The organism is Gemmatimonadota bacterium (assembly GCA_016714015.1).
In the GTDB taxonomy this organism is placed as follows: domain Bacteria; phylum Gemmatimonadota; class Gemmatimonadetes; order Gemmatimonadales; family Gemmatimonadaceae; genus Pseudogemmatithrix.
Genome location: JADJNZ010000006.1, coordinates 436,283 through 456,350 on the forward strand (window position 1 = coordinate 436,283; position 20,068 = coordinate 456,350).

Sequence of the window (20,068 nt, forward strand, 5' to 3'; positions counted from 1 at the left end):
CTACGGGTTGAACCAGTACGACAGCTTCACGAGGAGCGTGTTGTCCGGATGCGTGAAGAAGAGGTTCCGGAGGTCGCGACCGGCCTCGAAGGTCGCCGGATCGCGCTGGTCGAACCGTCCCTGCTGCCAGACCACGAACAGCACCGACCCCGGGCGGTACTCCCAGCGGAGCACGGCGTTGGAGTTGAACTGCTTCTGGTTGAAGCCCGCGGGATCGGCGCCGCCGCCGTACGGGGCGTACCGTGCCGCGTACGACCGGTTGCGCGGGTCCACCATCTCGCGCCAATCGGTGAAGGCCCCGCTCGCGATGAACGGCTGGGCGTAGAGCTGCAGGCTGAGGGCCGGCGTGACGGTCATGTTCGCGCGCAGGTTGATGCCGAGGATGTCCTGGGCGAGCGCCGCGAAGGTGAAGTGCGTCGTGTCGCTGAAGGTCGCGCCGAAGTTGCGCACCCACTGCGTGTCGTCGGAGCGGCGCTCATAGCTGGCGCCGAGTTCGAGCGAGGTCCGTGTCCCGATGCGGCCCTCGAGTCCGATGGCACCCTGCGCCGCCCACGAACGGCCCTCGTCGCCGGTCGCGACCCGCACGTCGATGCCCGGCTTGAGCGCCCGGCGCGCGTCGCCGTCGAAGGTGAGCGAAAGACGATGATAGGGCGAGACGCGGAGCATCGGGCCGCCGCGAGCGCAGCTCACGCAGAGCATGTTGCCGAGAGCGGACGCGCTGTAGGTGAAGGACGCGCTCCAGAAGTTCGTGAACTCCGCCGCAGCGTGCGCGAGCGCCACGGATCCCGTGGGATCCCCGCCGGTGGTCCAGTGGTTCTCGCTGCTCACCACCGCGTTCGCTCGGCGATACCACGAGGTCGGGCGCGTCGCCGTGATCGAGAGCTGGTTCCGAATCTGTGCGTCGTTCACCAGCACGACGAAGCCGAGATCGTTCATCTCGGTCCCCGCCTCGGCGTAGCGCGTCATCGTCTCCCACCGGACGCGGCCCGCGTAGCGCTTGAGCGAGAGCGACGTGACGCCGCCGGCCATGCTGGTGCGCGTGGGATCGTAGGTGCGCTCATGGTCGGGGCGCTGGAAGTAGTGGACGCTCGAGAGCTGCGTCCGCGCGATCGACTCCGGCGTGCCGCGCGCGGTCGAACGACCGGCGTACCCGCTCACCTCCCAGCGGTCGGCGAAGCGGTGATAGCCCTGGAGCAGCGCCGTGTACGACTCGCGACGCAGCAGCGGCGCCGTGCCCGGATCGAGATCGCGCCGGAAGCCGGTGAGCATGGTGCCGAGCTGCGAGCGGCCGCCGCGGAAGTCCTGCACGAGCCGGCCCACGAGCGTGGTGGTCGCCGGCTCGATCGTCTGGCCGGCCTGCCCCTCCTCGCGCGCCGACTGCACCGCGACGAGCCCGAACTGCATCCCGCCCTCGAAGCGCCCGGTGACCTTCGCCGCGGCCTGGATGGTGCTGCTGCGCGGGTCGCGCGGGCTTGTCGCGAGCTGCGGCGCGCGGCCCATGCGCCGCGTGTAGAAGATGCCCTCGCAGGGCCCCTGACACCGGAAGAGGTTGATCCCCTCCTGGAAGAACGGCCGCCGCTCGTCGAACCGCACCTCGAACGCACTGAGGTTGAGCACCGCGGGATCCGCCTCGACCTGACCGAAGTCGGGATTGATCGTGGCGTCGACCGTGATGTTGCTCGTGAGCCCTGCCTTCAGGTCGAGGCCGAAGCTCTGCGCTTGCGGATGCTCCCACCGACCGGCGCCGGCGGGCAACGTGGAGTTCTTCGAGACCGCGTACGGCATGAGCTCGAGCCGGCGGTTGCGACCGATCCCCTCGATGCCGACGAGATCGCCGAGCTGCGAGGCGAAGGTCTGCCGACTCGGCCGGTACACGGGCCATGCGTCGCGCTCGCCGAATCGCGCGACATCGCGCCACACGCCGAAGCCGAACGTCAGCGCGTCGCTCGGCTGGTAGCGGAGCTGCGAGAACGGGATCGCGAACTCGGCCGTCCAGCCGAGCGAGTCCACCTGCACCGCGACGTCCCACACCCCGTCCCACGCCGCATCCTCCTGCACATCGGAGTAGATGGTCGCGTCGCGCTTCACGCCGGCCGGGTTGACGATGAACTGGAGCCCGCTCCGCCGGTCGTGGAAGCCGTCGATCACGACCTTGATCCACTCCGACGGGGTCCGCACATCCCGACGGCTCAGCAGGGCGACCAGCGAGTCGGGGCGCGGGTCGTACATCCGCGTGAAGACGTAGAGCGTGCGGTCGTCGTACGCGACCTGGAACGCCGTGCGGAAGCGCGCCGGCTCGGCCTCGCCCGGCGTGAACTGGCGGAAGTCGCTCGTGACGGGCGCCGTGCGCCACACCGCATCGTCGTCGCGGCCATCGAGCGTGATGGGCGCGCTGGTGCGCACCGCTCGCGCCGTGGGCACCGCGCCCTCGACGGCCGCGGCCTGGGCCACCGCCGACGAGGCGAGGCACGGGAGGAGCATCAGGCCACAGGCGGCGACGACGGCGCGCATCGGATCCAGGGGGAGGGTCACGGGTGTCCTACGCAGGAGCGCGACCGCGTGTTCAGCATGGGGCGCCGGTTCACCAGCCGCGATGGTTCGTCCAGCGCTCCGTCACGCGCGTACCGTCCAGCACCTGATACTCGGCGAACTGGGCCGCCGTGAGGCAGGAATGATTGGCGAGCACGCGCACGCGCGTCCCCACGGCGAGCCGCTCGCGCAATCGCGCGTCGGCCACCGGCACCCAGCCATGCTCCTGCGAGAGGCTCGTCACGCGAAGGCCGAGGTCCTCGCCCTCGAGCGTGACGACCCGCCCGTAGTGCGTCACGCCGTCAGGATCGGTGATGCCGGCGTCCTTGCTCATCGCGATCCCGCCGGCATCGAGGATGAGCTTGTGCGCATCGCGATGGACGACCGCCGCGAGGACCGACAGCGCGACATCGTCCGCCGTGCACGACCCGATCGCGACCTGCATCACGTCGTAGAAGCAGTAGTTCCCCGTGCGCACCTCGTGCACCCCGGTGAGGTCGTCGATGTGCGACGCCGTGGGCGTGGACCCGATGCTCACCGTCGGCACCGCGATCCCGGCCGCCGCGAGGCGTGCCGCGGCGGCGACCATGACATCGCGCTCGGCGCGCGCGACCTCGAGGATCTTCGCCGCGCCGCGGGCCTGGTACGAATGGCCGGCATGGGCGAGGATCCCCGCGAAGCGGAGCCCGCGCTGGTCGCCGATGCGCTGCGCGAGCGCGGGCAGCGTGGCGCCGCGCGGATCGACGCCGGCGCGCCCGTAGCCGCAGTCCACCTTCACGTACACGTCCAGCGTCACCCCCGCGCTCGCGGCAGCGGCGGCGAGCGGGACCGGGACGTCGAGGTCATCGGTGATCACGGCGAGGCGCGTGCCGGCGGCGGCGATGGCCGCGACCGCGGCGAACTTCCCCGGCTCGATCGGCACCGCATACGTGATGTCGTCGAAGCCGTGCGCGGCGAACGCCCGCGCCTCGGCGAGCGTCGAGACCGTGATGCCGTGCATCCCCGCGGCCTGCTGCATCCGCCCGACCTCGATGGCCTTGTGCGTCTTGACGTGCGGCCGCAGCCGCGCGCCGAGGGCGGCGATGCGCGTGCCCATGCGTTCGACGTTCCGCACGACCCGCGCGCGGTCCACGACGAGACTCGGCGTCGGCAGTGCGTGGAGGTCGGTCACGCGCTCACTCACGGACCGCGGCGACGCAGTCGATCTCCACGAGCACCCCCGGCTTGAGCTCGCGCGTGGGGATCACCGCGCGCGCCGGGCGGGCGTCGCCCATCACGCGCGCGTAGGTCGCGTTCACCGCGCCCCAGAGCGAGATGTCGGGGATGTAGACCGTGAGGCGCAACGCGTGGGCGAAGTCGGAGCCGGCGGCCTCGAGCACGGCCCGGATGTTCTCCAGCGTGCGCACGAGCTGCTCCTCCATGCCGCCGGGGACCACGGCGCGGGTCACCGGGTCGAGCGGGAGCATCCCGCTCACGTACACGACGCCCTGGTGCACGGTCGCCTGCGAGTAGTGGCCGGCCGGTTCCGGCGCGGCCGCGGTGTGCACGGTGCGGATGGACATGCGGGCCTCGCGCGGCGCGCGCGCGTCAGTCGAGGTAGGGCGACGGGCCGTCGTCGTCGCCGAACAACTCGCGCGACGACTTGCGGCGCGGATGCTTGGCCGAGTGCGGCGGCGGGATCGCGGGCCACTCGTCGGGCGGGATGAGGTCCTTCACCATCTCGACCAGCTGATGGCTCAGGTGCTGCCCATACTTGAACAGCGCGACCACGCGCGCCCGGTTGCGGAGCAGGAAGGCGAGGATCGGCGTGTCGGCCTTGGCGGCGTTGCACGCCTTGCAGCAGAGCACGAGGTTGTCGCGCCGGTCGTACGCGGTCTGCCCGCGGCGCGGCGTCACATGGTCGAGCGTGATGGTGCGCTCGGCGACGGTGCGCTCGCAGTAGGCGCAGACCGGGCCATGGCGCTCGAGCAGCCATCGCCGCGTCTCGACGTACGCCGTGCGCCCCGTCGGCTGCGACGTGAGCTGCGGCTGGCGACTCGCCGCCCCCCCGCCCTTCCCGCGCCGCGCAGCGCCACCACGGCGCCGACCGCTGCCCCGCTTGGAGGTGGCCATCTATAAGGAAGGGGCGGGAAGGGTGAGTTCGGGCATCGCATGAATCTAGTCGGATTCCCCGGTACGCGCCCGCGATCGGGGCGCTTCTGCCTTCCACCTTCCTCCTTCCACCTTGTTTCCTTCATATTTGAAGCAAATGGCAGGTCCAACCTGCCCTTATCTAACGGAGCTTTCCCGTGCGCGTGCTGGTCGTCGGGGGCGGACCTGGTGGACTGTACGCGGCGCTTCTCCTCAAGCGCCGGCACCCCGACGCTCATGTCGAGGTGCACGAGCGCAACCGGCCCGACGACACCTTCGGCTGGGGTGTCGTGCTCTCCGACCAGACGGTGGCCAACCTCCGCGACGCCGACCCCGAGACGGGCGACGAGATCGCGCGCACGCTCCACCACTGGGACGACATCGCCGTCCACTTCCGCGGCGAGACCATGCGCTCGGGCGGGCACGGCTTCAGCGGCGTCGGACGCCAGGCGATGCTCACGCTGCTCCAGCGCCGCTGCGCCGCCCTCGGGGTGGTGCTCCGCTTCGAGCACGAGATCGAGCCCGACCTCGAGGCGCTCGTCGCGCGCGAGCGCTTCGACCTGGTCATCGCGTCGGACGGGATCAACGGCCGCATCCGAGAGCGCTACGCCAGCGCCTTCAAGCCGGCGATCGACCTCCGCCGCTGCCGCTACACCTGGCTCGGCACGCCGCGCCGGTTCGACGCCTTCACCTTCGATTTCGCCGAGACGGAGCACGGCTGGTTCCAGGCGCACGCGTACCAGTTCGACGAGGGGATGAGCACCTTCATCGTCGAGACGCCGTACGAGGTGTGGGAGAAGGCCGGACTCGATCAGATGAGCGCCGAGGAGTCGATCGCGTACTGCGAGCGCCTCTTCGCCCGCACGCTCGACGGCGCGCCGCTGCTCAGCAACGCGCGGCACCTGCGCGGCTCGGCGTCGTGGATCCGTTTCCCGCGCGTGACCTGCGAGAGCTGGGTGCACTGGATCGCCACCGATGGGGCCGCCCGCGCCGGCGTCCCCGTGGTGCTGCTCGGCGATGCGGCGCACACCGCGCACTTCTCCATCGGGTCGGGGAGCAAGCTCGCGCTCGAGGATGCGATCGCCCTCGACCGGATCCTCGCCGCCGAAGGGGGCATCACGCCCCGCGCGCTCGAGCGCTACCAGGCCGAGCGCAGCGTGGAGGTGCTCAAGCTCACCAATGCGGCGCGCAACTCGACGGAGTGGTTCGAGTCGGTCGCGCGCTACGCATCGCTGGCGCCGGAACAGTTCGCTTACTCGCTGCTCACGCGCTCGCAGCGCATCTCGCACGAGAACCTGCGGGAGCGCGACGCGGGGTACGTGCGCGCCTTCGAGCGGTGGTTCGCGCAGCGCGCCGCGCAGGAGGCGGCGCAGGCACGCCCGCGCCGCGCACCCGGTCGGCCGGTCAGGCGGCGAGGATCCCCCGGTCCCGCCGTTGTTGACCCCGTACAAGGTGCGCGGCGTCACGCTCCCCAACCGCGTCGTCGTCTCGCCCATGGCGCAGTACAGCGCGCACCCCGACGGCACGCCGAGCGACTGGCACCTGGTGCACCTCGGCGCGCGCGCGACCGGTGGCGCGGGACTCGTGATGACGGAGATGACCTGCCCCGCGCCGGACGCGCGCATCACGCCCTGGTGCCCCGGACTGTGGACCGCGTCGCACCGCGACGCCTGGGCTCGCATCGTCCGCTTCGTGCACGAGTGGTCGCCGGCGCGGATCGGCATCCAGCTGGGACATGCGGGCGCGAAGGGCTCGACGCGCCGGATGTGGGAGGGGATCGACCAGCCGCTGCCCGACGGCAACTGGCCGCTCATCGCGCCCTCCGAGACCGAGTACCTCGCCGGCATCTCGCAGCGCGCGCGCGAGATGACCCGCGCCGACATGGATCGCGTGCGGGACGAGTTCGTCCACGCGACGCGGCTCGCCGCGGATGCCGGCTTCGACTGGCTCGAGTTGCATTGCGCCCACGGCTACCTCCTCTCGGCGTTCCTCTCGCCGCTCACCAATCGCCGCACCGATGCCTACGGCGGCGACGTCGAGCGACGCGCGCGCTTTCCGCTGGAGGTCTTCACCGCGATGCGCGCCGCCTGGCCCGCCGACCGGCCGATGTCGGTGCGCATCTCGGCGCACGATTGGCACGAGGGGGGCAACACCGACGACGATGCCGTCGGGATCGCCCGCATCTTCCACGCGGCCGGTGCCGACCTCGTCGATGTCTCCGCCGGCCAGGTGGTGAAGGCCGAGCGCCCCGTGTTCGGTCGCATGTGGCAGACGCCGTTCGCCGACCGTGTCCGCCAGGAGGGCGAGGTCCCCACGATCGCCGTCGGCGCGATCACCGACGCGGACCAGGCGAACGGGATCATCGCGTCGGGACGCGCGGACCTCGTCGCGATCGGCCGGCCGCACCTCGCCAACCCGGCGTGGCTGCTCGCCGAGTCGGCGAAGCTCGGCTACGTGGGGACGGCGCCGCTCTGGCCCGCGCAGTACCGCGCCGCGAAGGTGCAACTCGATCGACTGATGGAGCGCGAACGCGCGGCGAACGCCGCCGCGTCCGGCGCCCCGCCCAAGGGAGAACTCACGTGAAGCCGATGCAAGGACAGCATGCCCTCGTCACGGGCGCCAATCGCGGGATCGGCGCGGCGATCGTCCGGCGACTCGCCAAGGCAGGCGCCGACGTCACGCTCCTCGTGCGCACGCCGGCGAATGCGATGGCGCTCGTGCACGAGGTGCAGGCGATGGGCGTCCGCGCCGGCGTGGTCGGGGCGGACGTGACCGATGCCGCCGCGCTGCGGCTCGCGATCGCCGAGGCCGAGGCGGCGCTCGGGCCGGTGCAGGCGCTGGTGAACAACGCCGGCACCGCCGAGACGATGCCGTTCCTCAAGAGCGACGACGCGCTCTTCCAGCGGATGCTCGCCGTGCACCTCTTCGCGCCCCTGCACGCGATCCAGACGGTGCTCCCCGGGATGGTCGCGCGCGGCGGCGGACGGATCGTGAACGTCGCGAGCATCGCCGGCCTCGCCGGCGGGCCGTACATCACGGCCTACAGCGCGGCGAAGCACGCCGAGATGGGCCTCACGCGCGCACTGGCGATCGAGTTCGCGCCCAAGGGCGTGAAGGTCAACGCCGTCTGCCCCGGCTATGTGGACACCGACATGGTGCGCGACGCGGTCGCGAAGCTCGTCGCGAAGACGCAGCTCACCGCCGAGCAGGCGCTCGCGACGATCATCCGCGACTCGGGGCAGAAGCGGCTCGCCACGGTGGACGAGGTCGCCGCGGCGGTGCTGCACTACGCGGTACCCGACTGCGCCGTCACGGGCGAGCACACGATGGTGATGGGCGAACTCGCATGACCGTGGCGGTCCTCGACCCGGAGACGCGCCTGCAGGGCGACGACCACGAGGCGCTGCGCCTCTGGTTGCGCCTCTTCACCTGCACGACCATGGTGGAGCGGACGATCGACCAGATGCTCAAGCGCGAGTTCGGCTCGTCGCTCGCGCGCTTCGACGTCCTCGCGCAGCTCGATCGCGCGCCGGAGGGCCTGCGCATGGGCGAGCTCTCGGCGGCGACGCTCACGACCAACGGCAACGTCACCTGGCTCGTCGCGGCGCTCGAGGGCGAGGGGCACGTCACGCGACGCACCGCGCCCGACGACCGGCGCGCGACGGTGGTGCGCCTCACCGCCAACGGCCGACGGCATTTCGAGGCGATGGCCCGGCAGCACGAGGCCACCGTCGCGCATCTGTTCGGGACGCTGACCGCCACCGAGCGGAAGGCGATGCACACCCTGCTGGGTTCCGTGAAGCAGCATCTCAGACTGGAGAGGACCGCCTGATGCCCACCGACCCGATGACCGCGATGCGCCGCCCGATGGCGGGCCGCACGCCGGCGCACTTCGACTGGACCACCACCGAGGACGGACGCGTGGGCATCATCACGCTCACGCGCCCCGAGCGGAAGAACCCGCTCACCTTCGACTCGTACGCCGAGCTGCGCGACCTCTTCCGCGATCTGCCCTATGCCACCGACGTGCGCGCGATCGTGCTCACCGGCGCGGGGGGCAACTTCTGCTCGGGCGGCGACGTCTTCGAGATCATCGAGCCCCTCACGCGGATGGCGGTGCCGGAACTGCTCGCGTTCACGCGGATGACCGGCGACCTCGTGAAGGCGATGCGCCAGTGCCCGCAGCCGATCATCGCGGCGGTGGACGGCGTCGCGGCCGGCGCAGGGGCGATCCTCGCGATGGCCTCGGACCTGCGCCTCGCCACGCCGCGCACCCGCACGGCCTTCCTCTTCACGCGCGTGGGGCTCGCCGGATGCGACATGGGCGCCTGCGCCATGCTCCCGCGGATCATCGGCCAGGGACGCGCGGCCGAGCTGCTCTACACCGGCCGTTCGATGGACGCCGCCGAGGCCGAGCGGTGGGGCTTCTACAACGCGGTCGTCGAACCCGACGCGCTGCTCGCCGAGGCGACGCGGCGCGCCGGCGACCTCGCCAACGGCCCCGCCTTCGCGCACGCCATGACCAAGCGGATGCTCGAGCAGGAATGGAGCGTCTCCGTCGAACAGGCGATCGAGATGGAGGCCCAGGCGCAGGCCCTCTGCATGGGCACGCAGGACTTCCGGCGCGCCTTCGAGGCCTTCGCCGCCAAGCGGACCCCGTCGTTCGAGGGCAACTGATGGCCGCCACCGCCACGCCCGCGCACCTGCGCTGGCCCTTCTTCGACGACGCCCATCGCGACCTCGCGGCCGCGGCGACGCGCTGGTCGCACGCGCAGCACATCGCGCACACCGACACCGATGCCGCCTGCCGCGTCTGGGTGCGCGCCCTCGGCGACGCGGGCTTCCTCCGCTACACCGTCCCCAAGGCGTGGGGCGGCGAACTCGACGCCCTCGACTCCCGCGCCCTCTGCGTGCTGCGCGAGGCGCTCGCGGCGCACGACGGCCTCGCCGACTTCGCCTTCGCCATGCAGGGACTCGGCTCCGGCGCCATCACGCTGGGCGGGAGCGACGCCATGCGCCGGCATTGGCTCCCGCGCGTCGCCGCCGGCGAGGCGATCGCCGCGTTCGCGCTCTCCGAGCCGGAGGCGGGCTCCGACGCCGGCGCACTGAGCTGCCGCGCCGAGCGCGTGGCCGGCGGATGGCGACTGAACGGCGTGAAGACCTGGATCTCCAACGGCGGCATCGCCGACTTCTACTGCATCTTCGCGCGCAGCGACGCCGCGCTCAGCGGCTCCAAGGGGATCAGCGGCTTCGTCGTGCCGGCCACCACGCCGGGACTCGACGCGAGCGCGCGGATCGAGGTCATGTCGCCGCATCCGCTCGCGACGCTCACGCTCACCGACTGCGTCGTCCCCGACGACCACCTGCTCGGCGAGGCCGGCGCCGGCTTCGCGCTCGCCATGCGGACGCTCGACATCTTCCGCACGTCGGTGGCCGCGGCCGCGGTGGGCTTCGCGCGGCGCGCGATGTCCGAGACGCTCGCGCACGCGCAGGCGCGCGGGATGTTCGGCGCGACGCTCGGCGCGCAGCCGCTCGCCCAGGCGATCATCGGCGACATGGCGACCGACCTCGATGCCGCCGCCCTGCTCACCTACCGCGCGGCCTGGCAGCGCGACACGCAGGACGGCCGCACCACCGGCGTCGCGGCGATGGCCAAGCTCGGCGCCACCGAGCTCGCGCAGCGGGTGATCGATCACGCGGTCCAGCTGCACGGTGGACGCGGCGTGCGCGTGGGCGAGGTGGTCGAACGCCTCTATCGCGACATCCGCGCCCTGCGGATCTACGAGGGCGCCACCGAAGTGCAGCGGCTGCTCGTCGGCCGTGAGGCCCTCAAGGCGGCGAAGGACGCCGCCGCCACCGCCTGACCGCGAGGATCACGCGATGCACGCGTCCCTCCTGCCGAGTGCGCATCTCGACCTCTGGCCGCGCCAGCAGCTCCCGCCGCTCGCCGAGTGGCCGGTCATGCGCGCCGAACCGCCGTACGTCTATCCGCCGCGGCTCAACGCCGTGACCCGCCTGCTCGACGACGCGATCGCCGAAGGCCATGGCGACCGCATCGCGCTCGTCGTGGCCGACGGGCACGGCGGATGGGAGCACGTGACGTACGGCGAGTTGCTGCATCAGGTGGACGCGCTCGCGCAGGTGCTGGTGCAGGACCTCGGCCTCGTCCCGGGCAACCGCGTGCTGCTCCGCGGCTTCAACGGCCGCTGGATGGCCGCGGCCTGGCTCGCGACGCTCAAGGCCGGGCTCGTCGCGGTGACCACCATGCCGCTCCTGCGGGCCAAGGAGCTCGGCGTGATCATCGAGCGCGCACAGGTCTCGGCGGCGCTCTGCGACGTGCGCCTCGTGGACGAGCTCCGGCAGGCGGTGCACGGCCCGCTCCGCGCCGACGCGATCCGCTGCTGGGGGCATCGCGGCGAGGACTCCCTCGAATGGCGCACCGCCGAGCGCGCGGCGCCGTTCGGGGCCGTGGCGACGTCGAGCGATGACGTCTGCCTGATCGCGTTCACGTCGGGGACCACCGGCGTCCCCAAGGGATGCATGCACTTCCACCGCGACGTGCTGGCGATGAGCGACGGCTTCGCGTCGCAGGTGCTCGGCCTGCGCGCCGACGACCGGTGCATCGGGACGCCCCCGCTCGCGTTCACCTTCGGGCTCGGCGGCCTGCTCACCTTCCCGCTCGCGGCACGCGCGAGCACGGTGCTCGTGGAGAAGGCGACGCCCGACTCGCTCCTCGAGGCGATCGCGGCGACGCAGGCGACGGTGAGCTGGACCGCCCCCACCTTCTATCGCGCGATGGCGCTCGCCATGCAGAAGGAGCCTGCGCGCTTCGTCACGCGCTCGCTGCGCGCGTCGGTCTCGGCCGGCGAGGCGCTGCCCGATGCGACGCGCACGCTCTGGCGCGAGACCACGGGGATCGAGATGCTCGACGGGATCGGGGCGACGGAGATGATCCACATCTTCATCGCCGCCGCCGGGGCGGAGGTGCGACCGGGGGCGATCGGACGCGCGGTGCCCGGCTACGAGGTCGCGATCCTCGACGAGGCGCTGCGCCCGTTGCCGGTGGGCGAGGTCGGGCGCCTCGCGGTGCGTGGTCCCACCGGCTGCCGCTACATGGACGACCCGCGTCAGCGCGACTACGTCCAGGGCGGATGGAACCTGACCGGTGATGCCGCGACTATGGACGCCGATGGATACGTCTTCTTCAAGGCGCGCACCGACGACCTCATCCTCTCGTCCGGTTACAACATCGGCGCACCGGAGGTCGAGGCGGCGGTGCTGCAGCACCCCGACGTCGCGGAGTGCGCGGTGGTCGGCGTGCCCGATGCGGACCGCGGGCAGGCCGTGAAGGCGTTCGTCGTGCTCAAGCCCGGTGCGACGGGCGACGCCGCGCTGGTGCACGGCATCCAGGACTTCGTGAAGGCGACGATCGCGCCGTACAAGTATCCCCGCGTGGTGGAGTTCGTCGCCGCGCTCCCCAAGACCGACACCGGGAAGCTCCAACGCTTCCGGCTCAAGGAGACGACATGACCCAGCGCACGCTGCAACCCGACGGGTGGCCCCGGCCGCGCGGCTACGCCAACGGCGTGAGCGCCGCGGGACGGTTGATCTTCGTCGCCGGTCAGGTGGGGTGGGACGCGCAGCAGCGGATCGTGCCCGGCGGCTTCGTCGCGCAGGCGCGGCAGGCCCTCGAGAACATCGTCGCGGTGCTGGCGTGCGATGGCGCGCGCGCCGAGCATCTCGTGCGGCTCACCTGGTACGTCACGAGCAAGGCCGAGTATCTCGCCGCCGGCCCCGCGCTCGGCGCGGCGTATCGCGAGGTGCTGGGGAAGCACTTCCCGGCGATGAGCGCGGTGGAGGTGACGGCGTTGATGGAGCCGGGCGCGGTGGTGGAGATCGAGGCGACGGCCGTCGTGCCCTGAGCGGCGGTGCCCTGCGCGGCCGCGGCTCAGCCGATCGCGGGGGAGAGCCTGATCCGCACGACCGCGCCCCCCTCGGGCGCGTTCTCGAGTTCGAGCGATCCTCCCTGCGCGTCGATCACCCCGCGCATGATGAAGAGCCCGAGCCCGGCGCTGCGCTGCGTGGGCCGCGTGGTGAGGAACGGCTCGCCGAGGCGCGGCAACAGGTCGGGCGGGAAGCCGGGACCGGTGTCGCGGATCTCGATCAGCGCATCGCCGTTGCCCGCCCGTCGCGTCACGAGGTCGACGCGGCGCCCCGACGCGCCCGCGCGGGTCACTGCGACGGTGGCATTGAGCACCGCATGCACGATCGCGCCGACGACGCGGTCGCGGTCGACGAGGACATAGGGAGCGGTGTCGAGGGCGAACCGCACTTCGAGCGACGGATCGGCCTGCGGTCTCACCCGCTCCATCGCGGCGCGCACCAGCTCGGCAGGCGCGACGCGCTCGGCGGCGCCCGCCGGCGGTCGGGCGTAGGCGCGCATCCCTTCGACGATGCGCTCGATGCGCGCCGTGGCGGCGATGGACTGTTCCACGGCGTCGCGCGCCTCCGACGCCCCCGGCGGCAACTCCTCGGCGAGTTCCTCGAGTCGCACGGTGAGCACCTGCAGCGGATTGTTGATCTCGTGCGCGACGCCGCCGGCCATGCGCCCGAGCGCGGTGAACCGCGCCTCGGTCGCGAGCGTCTCGCGCGCCGTGTCGAGCTCGGCCGTCTTGCGCGAGACCTCCTCGCCGAGGCGTCCGGTGAGCTCCTGCAGCCGATGGGCGTCGTCGGTGAAGCGCCGGACGAACTGGGCGAGGACCGGGATGACGAGCGCGAGGTAGCCGAGCTCCGCGACGTAGATGAAGTCGAGGAGCCCCATGGCGATCGCGACCTCGAGGAGTCCGAACGCGATGAAGATGACGAAGCCGACGGCGATCCAGTTCGCGCCGCGCACGCCCTCCCTCGCCTGGCGCACCTGGGCCACGAAGCTCAACATCACGAGGCCGAGCGTGACCGCCGCGGAGAGACTGGCGAGGGGCGTGAGGTACGGTTGCGCGAACTCCACGTGGAACGCCGGCACGCTCACGAGGTCGGTGCGGCTGTCGTCGATCGCGCCGCCGGCGAGCGCGAGCGTCGCGGTCAGCGCGACGTGCACGATCACGAAGAGGCGCAGCCGCCGCGGGACGCTCCGCCAACTCCCCTCGTGATCGGAGAACGAGAACCAGGTCCAGACGCCGACGTGGGCGGCGGCGACCGTGAGGTTGGCGCTGGTGACCCACGCGAGGGCCGCCAGGCCACGCGTGTAGAGCGCGCCGAGCAGGTCGAAGAGGCTGTAGAGGCCCGCGGTGAAGGCGAGCGCCGCGACGATGCGCACGCGCCGCCAGCCCGGCGCGCGCGCGATCGCGAGGGCCGCGAGCGTGGCCGCGACCTGGAACGACAGCGAGATCGTCGACAGCGCAAGGATGATGTTCACGTCAGGGTCGTGCCGAGAGGATGGGGCATGCTGGCGAGAGTATCGGCCGGTCGTCGGGGAACTTGAGCCCGGGACCTTGAGCCGGGAACTTGAGCCGGGAACTTGCGCCACGCCCCTCGCGGCCGCGACCCGGCCGCCGCACTTTACTCCGCCATGACCTACGCCGCCATCACCGGTTGGGGCTCCTGCATGCCCCCGGCGGTCCTCACCAACGAGGACCTCTCGACCTTCCTCGAGACCTCCGACGAGTGGATCACGTCGCGCACCGGCATGAAGGAACGCCGCGTCTCGCACGTCTCCGCCGTGGAGCTCTCGACCGTCGCCGCGCGCCGCGCGCTCGCCTGCGCCGGGCTCGACGCGAAGGACCTCGATCTCGTCATCTACGGCGGCGTGAGCAACGAGGAGCTCTGCCCCAACAGCGCGAGCGGCGTACAACTCTCGCTGGGGGCGACGAAGGCGGCGGCGATCGACCTCAACACCGCCTGCACGAGCTTCTGCTACGGCCTCGCGACGGCGACGGCGATGATCCGCACCGGACTCATCCGCAATGCCGTCGTGATCGGCGTGGAGCTCATCAGCCGCTACATGGACTGGAGCAACCGCAACGTCGCGGTGCTCTTCGGCGACGGGGCGGCGGCAGTGGTGCTCCAGGCGACCGATCACGAGGAAGGGATGCTCGGCGCGGTGATGGGGTGCGACGCCGAGGCGCGGCAGACGCTGCGCGTGCGCGGCTTCGGCTGCGGCTACTCCGGCGTGGGCGTGACCCTCGGCGACACGCTGTGGGACTTCGACGGCCAGTCGATCTTCAAGCGCGCGGTGGGTGCGATGTCGAGCGCGTCCACCAAGGTGCTCGCCGACCACGGCGTGACCGCGGCGGACGTGAGCCTCGTGATCCCGCACCAGGCCAACCTGCGGATCATCGAGTCGGTGGCGAAGTACGCTGGCATCCCCATGGAGAAGGTGATCGTGACGGTGCAGAAGTACGGCAACATGAGCGCCGCGACGGTGCCGGTGGCGCTCGTGGAAGCGCTCGAGCTGGGTCGCGTGCAGCCGGACAGCTGGATCCTGATGCCGGCGTTCGGCGGCGGGCTCACCTACTGCTCGCTGCTCGTGAAGTGGGGCGCGCGCACGACGCCGCTGGGGACCAGCGACGCGGCGTTGCCGCCGTGCGACCGGACCGCGTTGCAGATGGTGAACGACATCCGCGCCAAGCAGGATCCGCATGGTCGGTCGCTGGCGGGGCTCATGGCGCCGGTGTTCGCGGATGCGCGGGTGGCGGGCTGAGCGTAGTCGTATGGAGGAAGTGGTCCGATCGGTTCCCCGGGCTACCTATCGGCCAGTGGGCCTGTGCAACCGAAGCCGATCGATGCGCACCTCGGGATCACCGAGCGGGGACGTTCCGAACACCGCGACGCGCGCAGAGCCGAGAGTCGAGATCACAAGACCTGGGAGATCGAGGCGTGCGAGCAGCTCGGCCCGCGCCGGATCGATCACCTCGATGCGCGTATTGAAGAGTCGCGACCAGTCGATCTGGCGACGCGACGCTTCATTCGATCCCGGGGGCAGCGCAGCCCACGCCTGGCGCCAGGTGGTCGCCGGGACACGGATGAAGAGCCAGATGAGCCCCTCCTCGTCGACCATCAACCCGGTCACCGCCGCCGACGGCGGCACGTTCGGGGTGCCGACATCCTGATCCGGCACCCGGTCCGGGATCGACGGGCCGCGGCGAACGAGGGCGGACCTCAGTTGGCCCGTGGGTGACCACGAGTACACGGCGAACGCATGGGGTGTCGCGCTCAGGATCCCACCACCCGCGGCCCCCGCGACGTAGTGGTAGGTGGTCACGCGGTCACTCGCTCGTTGGGCGCCCGCTCCCGGTGAGAAGGAACGCGTGATCCGTGCGCTGGCGCCGGCGAGGTTCATCAGGTGCAGTCCATGTCCCGCCGCGTCCGGCGTCGCGAGCGTCGCCGACCCGAAGAGGCGGGAGGGCCACTCGAGCACGAAGAGGTTGAGGACGGTCGTCGGCATCTGGATCGTGCGCCGCACGCGACCATCCTGCGCGATCACCGTCGCGCGTCGATTGATGCCGTCGACGACCAGCACCGAATCGCCCGGGAGCCACACCACATCATCGACTGCGCTGTACTCGCCCGGACCGCGTCCGGTCCGCCCGATCGCGCGCGTGAAGGCACCTCGTGGATCATAGGTCCGCGGACCGAGTCCTTGGGACAGCACCCAGATCTCGCCGCGGGCACTGCGCCGGACGCCGAGCGGCATCTCATCGATCTCGCCTTCGAGCGCCGTTGAATGCAGCCGCGCCTCGACGGTGCGCTCGATCCGGCACCGAGGACACCGGAGCGAGTCACTGACCGACCGTTCGGTCGTGCGTTGCGCTCCGACCGCGCTCCACGGAGCGGCCTGCAGGCCGAGCATCGCGAGCATGAGCACGGACATCGCGCGTCGCATGGTCACCTCGAAGGGTCGAGTGTCTGGATCGCCCCGGGGTCATCCGGAGGCGCGGCTGGTCGAGTGCCGTGGTCGATACGGATGACGAGGGAGCGGTCCTGCGCCGTCGCCGGAGAGGCGTCGGCCTCGGTGCGTTCAGCTGCCGAACCGTTCGAGGAACTCCGCGTCCGCGAGATCCTGCGTGCGCCCCGTCTCGCGCTTGTTGCGGATGAGATCCTCGCGCGAGATCATCCAGACGTCCGCATCATCGAGGCGCGCCGCCACACGGCGACTCCACGCGTCGGCGAAGTCCACGCCATAGAGCTTGGTCAGCAGATCCACGCGGTTCGGGGCACGGCCGAGCTGGATCACCCGGTCGTCGGCTCTGAAGTCGGCGGCGGTGATCCCGAGGGATCCGAACCCGAACGCCTGCAGGGCACGCATGATCCGCTCACCGTTGGCGAGCTCGGGGCGCACGAAGAGATCGAGGTCCTCCGTCAGGCGCGGCCTTCCGTGGAACGCGACGGCGTGACCGCCGACGACGAGGAACTCAACCCCGGCGGCGTTCAACAACGCGAGCAACTCGCGCAAGTCCTTGTCCAGGATCACCGTGGGCCTCGCGGTAGCGGGTCTGCAGCGCCAGCGCCCGATCCAGGCGCTCCTGCGGCGACATCGCGGCCAGTTCGTCGTGCTCCGCCTGGTCCGCTGCGTCGTGTGAGGGAAAGACACGGATCACTCGTTCCATGATGCGCAATCTAGCCGAACGGCGGCGCGACGAAAACCGGGACAACAGGCGCGCGGGCAGATTCACCTCGTCGATCGTCCGCGACCCCGGGGCATCGGCGGCCTCGCCGAACACGGCGTGCCGATGCAACTTGGTGCGTTCGGTCCCCTGGCGATCCCTCGCCCGACCGACTCCCACCCACGGAGACCAGACATGACCACCAGCCGCCGTGATTTCCTCGACTCGCTCGCCCTCGGCGCGTCGGCACTCGCCACGCTCCCCGCGCTCGGGACGCTCCCGACGCCGCGGGGCGCTGCCCATGCGGTCCCCGCCGACCTGCGCCGCGACGTCGCGCAGGGTGCGTGGGACGTGCGCTGGCACGAACGCCTCACCGGCACGGTGCGCACCGTGTTCGACGTGCCCGAGATCGAGAGCGGCTACGGCGTCTGGCGCGCCTCCGTCTGGGCGCGGCAGTACCAGGCGGTGCTCGGGATGGCCGCGAGCGAACTCTCCACCGCGCTCGTGCTGCGGCACAACGCGATCGTGCTCGCCATGCAGCAGGGCTTCTGGGACAAGTACGGCATCGGCAAGTCGCGCGCGGTCACGCACCCGGTGACCGGCGCGCCGACGGACCGCAATCCGGTCCTCATGACCGACACCGACGGACTCCCGCCGGTGATGCAAGCCTCGTCCCTGCCCAACTTCATCCAGCGCGGCGGCGTGGCGTTGGCGTGCGACGTGGCCCTGCAGGACCTGGTGGCGCTGATCGTGGACGCGGACCGGGTCTCCGAGGCCGTCGCGCAGGAGCAGGCCAAGCGCTGGCTCGTTCCCGGCGTGATCCTGCAACCCTCCGGCGTCTTCGCGGTGCTCCGCGCCCAGCAGATGAAGCAGGCGCTCTACATCCGGGCGAGCTGATCCGACCTGGAGGCGGGGCGCCGCCCCACGCGCTTCACCTCTCTCCACGTGCGCAGGATCGCCTCGTCGCGGCGGTACGTCGCGCGGATCCGCGCGTCGATCTGGTCCGTCGCCGCACGGCACGACCGCAGGCACTCGCTCAGCTCGAGCGTCGCCGTCGAGCGCATGAGCCACGCCGCCTCCCGGTCGCGGATCGACGCGTCGAGCGCGTCCCGAGCGGCACGGAACCGGTCGAGGAAGTCGTCGGGCATCCCCTCGGCGATGAACATCGGGGCGAACGGCGGCAGCGTCTCGAGCATGCCGTCGCACACCAGGAGGAGGCGCGTCGCGCGGACTTTCGCCTTCGGCGTGCGGAACAGCCCCCGCACACCGACGTCGTCCGTCGCCTCGATCTTCGAGCGCGCGATCGCCACCAGCGGACGGATGTGCTCGTCGCGCAGGGTGGCCATGAGGCCCTGCTGGCGCGCGAACGAGGAGCGGATCTCGATCGGTCCCAGTTCCTGTCGCTTCGCGACGTCGCGCAGACGCGCGAGCGCGCGGTCGAGCGACTCCGTCGCGGACGCGAGTGCCGGCTCGTCCGGCGCGGGAAGGGCCCGCACGAACACACGGATCCGTGTGAACGACTCCACCACGTGCTGCTGCTGCTTCTTCATCGTGCGGGTCTCCGATCTGGGCGCTGGAGAGTCTACTGCACCGACGGTGCACTCGGCGAGACCCCGGCGGCAGCGCGTCCATCGTCCCGGCACACGTGCGCGAGCCGCGCGGGAGGCGGGCCGTCGTCCCGGCACACGCGCGCGACCCGGGCGGGAGGCGGGCCGTCGTCCCGGCACACGCGCACGATCCGGGCGGGAGGCGGGCCGTCGTCCCGGCACACGCGCACGATCCGGGCGGGAGGCGGGCCGTCGTCCCGGCACACGCGCACGATCCGGGCGGGAGGCGGGCCGTCGTCCCGGCACACGCGCACGATCCGGGCGGGAGGTGGGCCGTCGTCCCGGCGCACGCGCGCGACCCGGACGGGAGGCGGGCCATCGTCCCGGCACACGCGCGCGACCCGGGCGGGAGGCGGGCCGTCGTCCCGGCGCACGCGCGCGACCCGGGCGGGAGGCGGGCCATCGTCCCGGCACACGCGCGCGACCCGGGCGGGAGGCGGGCCATCGTCCCGGCACACGCGCGCGAACCGGGCGGGAGGCGGTACAACGCGATCGTGCTCGCCATCCAGTAGGGCTTCTGGGACGCGAACGGCATCGGCGAGTCGCGCGCGGTCACGCACCCGTTGACCGGCGCGCCCGTGGGCCGCACTCCGGTGCTCATGATTGACAGCGACGGTCTCCCGCCGGTGATGCGGGTTCGTCGCTGCCCAACCTCCTCCAGCGCGGTGCTGTGGCGCTGTCGCGCGACGTGGCCCTACACGCCAATAATGGATGCGGACCGGATGTAAGAGGCTGTCGCGCGGGATCAGGCGAACCGCTTGCTTGTGCCTGGCGTGATCCTGCAGCCCTCCTGCGTGTTCGCGGTGCTCCGCGCGCGGCAGATGCATCACGCGCTCTTCATCCGGGCGAGCTGAGCTTCTGCCAGTCCGGGATGCGCGGGCCGCACCGGCTGCGGAGGCGCGTGTCGGATGCCAACTGGCAGCGTAGGTCCTGCGCGGTGCGGCGTGGAATATCCCCGCCTGCTGTGCGGTGATACTCGCGTGCGACTCTCTGGTGAAGGCGGCGTGCTACGCAGGGATACCGGGACGAGGGGAGGAGTGTGGCGTGGGCGGAAGTGCATGGCGTACCGCGGGTTTGGCTTCGCCCGGTGCCGACTTGGTCGTCGGGGATGACTGCGTGGGGCGATGGGTTCGCCCGCGGGATTGATTGACGGAAGGTGTCCCGCGGTGCAGTGTTCCGGCGGTATGGATAGGGACGGCC

Annotated in this window: 16 protein-coding genes and 1 pseudogene; 9 read left to right on the plus strand and 8 right to left on the minus strand. The window is 71.7% G+C overall.

Annotated elements, in window-relative coordinates; all coding sequences use genetic code 11:
* Genes IPJ78_14215 through IPJ78_14230 form a run of 4 tightly spaced genes read right to left on the minus strand, consistent with a single transcriptional unit; the run spans position 1 to position 4,641 of the window.
* Positions 1-2,532 (minus strand): carbohydrate binding family 9 domain-containing protein, encoded by a 2,532-nt coding sequence (locus tag IPJ78_14215; protein ID MBK7907701.1) that lies wholly within the window; start codon positions 2,530-2,532, stop codon positions 1-3.
* Positions 2,533-2,581: 49 nt separating this feature from the next.
* Positions 2,582-3,700 carry an alanine racemase gene (locus IPJ78_14220; GenBank protein ID MBK7907702.1) on the minus strand — a complete coding sequence of 373 codons (1,119 nt, stop codon included), beginning with the start codon at positions 3,698-3,700 and terminating at the stop codon, positions 2,582-2,584.
* Between the two features lie 4 nt (positions 3,701-3,704).
* Positions 3,705-4,091 carry a RidA family protein gene (locus IPJ78_14225; GenBank protein ID MBK7907703.1) on the minus strand — a complete coding sequence of 129 codons (387 nt, stop codon included), beginning with the start codon at positions 4,089-4,091 and terminating at the stop codon, positions 3,705-3,707.
* Positions 4,092-4,116: 25 nt separating this feature from the next.
* The gene (locus tag IPJ78_14230; protein ID MBK7907704.1) at positions 4,117-4,641 is read right to left on the minus strand and encodes an HNH endonuclease; all 525 of its coding nucleotides are present in this window, start codon (positions 4,639-4,641) and stop codon (positions 4,117-4,119) included.
* Between the two features lie 176 nt (positions 4,642-4,817).
* Between IPJ78_14230 and IPJ78_14235 the strand changes: the two are divergent.
* The 7 genes and pseudogenes from IPJ78_14235 (at position 4,818) to IPJ78_14265 (ending at position 12,581) form a co-directional block, all read left to right on the plus strand.
* A pseudogene (locus IPJ78_14235) lies at positions 4,818-7,242 on the plus strand (bifunctional salicylyl-CoA 5-hydroxylase/oxidoreductase).
* On the plus strand, positions 7,239-8,009 hold the full coding sequence (locus IPJ78_14240) for an SDR family oxidoreductase (GenBank protein ID MBK7907705.1): 771 nt from the start codon (positions 7,239-7,241) through the stop codon (positions 8,007-8,009). The pseudogene IPJ78_14235 and the gene IPJ78_14240 overlap by 4 nt, the downstream one beginning before the upstream one ends.
* A complete protein-coding gene (locus IPJ78_14245) occupies positions 8,006-8,491 on the plus strand; it encodes a MarR family transcriptional regulator (protein ID MBK7907706.1) in 486 nt (161 codons plus the stop codon). Before IPJ78_14240 ends, IPJ78_14245 begins: the two co-directional genes overlap by 4 nt.
* Positions 8,491-9,336 (plus strand): enoyl-CoA hydratase family protein, encoded by an 846-nt coding sequence (locus IPJ78_14250; protein MBK7907707.1) that lies wholly within the window; start codon positions 8,491-8,493, stop codon positions 9,334-9,336. The genes IPJ78_14245 and IPJ78_14250 overlap by 1 nt, the downstream gene beginning before the upstream one ends.
* Positions 9,336-10,523, plus strand: coding sequence for an acyl-CoA dehydrogenase family protein (locus IPJ78_14255; protein MBK7907708.1), 1,188 nt, complete (start codon positions 9,336-9,338; stop codon positions 10,521-10,523). The genes IPJ78_14250 and IPJ78_14255 overlap by 1 nt, the downstream gene beginning before the upstream one ends.
* 16 nt (positions 10,524-10,539) lie before the next feature.
* Positions 10,540-12,189 (plus strand): AMP-binding protein, encoded by a 1,650-nt coding sequence (locus IPJ78_14260; GenBank protein ID MBK7907709.1) that lies wholly within the window; start codon positions 10,540-10,542, stop codon positions 12,187-12,189.
* Positions 12,186-12,581 (plus strand): RidA family protein, encoded by a 396-nt coding sequence (locus IPJ78_14265; GenBank protein MBK7907710.1) that lies wholly within the window; start codon positions 12,186-12,188, stop codon positions 12,579-12,581. Before IPJ78_14260 ends, IPJ78_14265 begins: the two co-directional genes overlap by 4 nt.
* 26 nt (positions 12,582-12,607) lie before the next feature.
* Here IPJ78_14265 and IPJ78_14270 read toward each other — a convergent pair whose 3' ends face one another.
* The gene (locus IPJ78_14270) at positions 12,608-14,074 is read right to left on the minus strand and encodes a hypothetical protein (GenBank protein MBK7907711.1); all 1,467 of its coding nucleotides are present in this window, start codon (positions 14,072-14,074) and stop codon (positions 12,608-12,610) included.
* 153 nt (positions 14,075-14,227) lie between these two features.
* Between IPJ78_14270 and IPJ78_14275 the strand changes: the two genes are divergently transcribed.
* Positions 14,228-15,358: a ketoacyl-ACP synthase III gene (locus IPJ78_14275; protein MBK7907712.1), complete on the plus strand. Its 1,131-nt coding sequence runs from the start codon at positions 14,228-14,230 to the stop codon at positions 15,356-15,358.
* A gap of 45 nt (positions 15,359-15,403) precedes the next feature.
* Here the strand turns inward: IPJ78_14275 and IPJ78_14280 are convergent, their stop codons facing one another.
* Both IPJ78_14280 and IPJ78_14285 read right to left on the minus strand, forming a co-directional pair.
* Complete coding sequence (locus IPJ78_14280) at positions 15,404-16,540, minus strand: hypothetical protein (protein ID MBK7907713.1); 1,137 nt, start codon at positions 16,538-16,540, stop codon at positions 15,404-15,406.
* Positions 16,541-16,675: 135 nt separating this feature from the next.
* On the minus strand, positions 16,676-17,128 hold the full coding sequence (locus IPJ78_14285; GenBank protein ID MBK7907714.1) for a nucleotidyltransferase: 453 nt from the start codon (positions 17,126-17,128) through the stop codon (positions 16,676-16,678).
* A gap of 328 nt (positions 17,129-17,456) precedes the next feature.
* On the opposite strand from IPJ78_14285, the gene IPJ78_14290 reads away from it, so the two are divergent.
* On the plus strand, positions 17,457-18,158 hold the full coding sequence (locus IPJ78_14290) for a hypothetical protein (GenBank protein MBK7907715.1): 702 nt from the start codon (positions 17,457-17,459) through the stop codon (positions 18,156-18,158).
* Here IPJ78_14290 and IPJ78_14295 read toward each other — a convergent pair.
* Positions 18,140-18,811 carry a hypothetical protein gene (locus IPJ78_14295; protein ID MBK7907716.1) on the minus strand — a complete coding sequence of 224 codons (672 nt, stop codon included), beginning with the start codon at positions 18,809-18,811 and terminating at the stop codon, positions 18,140-18,142. The two genes, IPJ78_14290 and IPJ78_14295, sit on opposite strands and share 19 nt — an antisense overlap.
* Between the last annotated feature and the right edge of the window lie 1,257 nt (positions 18,812-20,068).

Coding starts and splice junctions, on each gene's coding strand:
- IPJ78_14260 (MBK7907709.1), top strand. CDS start 10,540: ATGCACGCGTCCCTCCTGCCGAGTGCGCATCTCGACCTCTGGCCGCGC.
- IPJ78_14265 (MBK7907710.1), top strand. CDS start 12,186: ATGACCCAGCGCACGCTGCAACCCGACGGGTGGCCCCGGCCGCGCGGC.
- IPJ78_14275 (MBK7907712.1), top strand. CDS start 14,228: ATGACCTACGCCGCCATCACCGGTTGGGGCTCCTGCATGCCCCCGGCG.
- IPJ78_14295 (MBK7907716.1), bottom strand. CDS start 18,811: ATGAAGAAGCAGCAGCAGCACGTGGTGGAGTCGTTCACACGGATCCGT.
- IPJ78_14280 (MBK7907713.1), bottom strand. CDS start 16,540: ATGCGACGCGCGATGTCCGTGCTCATGCTCGCGATGCTCGGCCTGCAG.
- IPJ78_14290 (MBK7907715.1), top strand. CDS start 17,457: ATGACCACCAGCCGCCGTGATTTCCTCGACTCGCTCGCCCTCGGCGCG.
- IPJ78_14245 (MBK7907706.1), top strand. CDS start 8,006: ATGACCGTGGCGGTCCTCGACCCGGAGACGCGCCTGCAGGGCGACGAC.
- IPJ78_14250 (MBK7907707.1), top strand. CDS start 8,491: ATGCCCACCGACCCGATGACCGCGATGCGCCGCCCGATGGCGGGCCGC.
- IPJ78_14225 (MBK7907703.1), bottom strand. CDS start 4,091: ATGTCCATCCGCACCGTGCACACCGCGGCCGCGCCGGAACCGGCCGGC.
- IPJ78_14255 (MBK7907708.1), top strand. CDS start 9,336: ATGGCCGCCACCGCCACGCCCGCGCACCTGCGCTGGCCCTTCTTCGAC.
- IPJ78_14230 (MBK7907704.1), bottom strand. CDS start 4,641: ATGGCCACCTCCAAGCGGGGCAGCGGTCGGCGCCGTGGTGGCGCTGCG.